The organism is Vibrio sp. 1978, from assembly GCF_033344345.1.
The window spans coordinates 1-565 of record NZ_JAWPOP010000827.1; the positions used below are offsets into that span (position 1 = coordinate 1).

The following is a 565-nucleotide window of genomic DNA, read 5'->3' on the forward strand; positions in this document are numbered from 1 at the left end:
CCACCTTTGACTTATCAACACCCATGTCCACCAGCCGCAAGTACGCAGCAATCGAGTCTTTGCCTCCAGACAGGCAAACAATGATGTGATCGTACAAACTCAGGTCCACATCCGGAGCGGAGAAGTACGTTGTTCTATCGTCACAACGCTGACTGGAAGATATGCCGGTAAGAACCGACTCCAGTGATGGCAACACCACCTGGTCATCGAACAAATCTCCTTGGTTTTCTCGTCTCAACATAAGTCGCTCTTTTTTCTTTACTGGGTTGTTTTTATGATTTACAGTATTATAAAATGATACTGTGAAAAGTAAAGTTTTCAGAACGACTAATCACTCAGGAGAACTTGATAAGCACCAGAAAGCAATCTAAAGGTGGTTTTTCGGTGAGGTTAGTTCAGGGGCAACCTGCCGCTGCTGATTGGAAATCATCAAGAAGTGGCTTTTTGGTGGGGTTACGGTTTGAAGGGGTGAGTATGTGGGAACGTTGCACGGTTAAAGGGGGCCGCACATGAAAACGATAAAGCGGTTCATCGTATGGGTGAATTACGGTCTTGAGGGTTGGAG

At 45.8% G+C, this 565-nt stretch carries 1 pseudogene; it reads right to left on the reverse strand.

Features of this window, described 5'->3' with window-relative positions:
* Positions 1–241: pseudogene (locus tag R8N49_RS29340) on the reverse strand (phosphohydrolase); the annotation flags it as partial.
* Positions 242–565 lie beyond the last annotated feature (324 nt).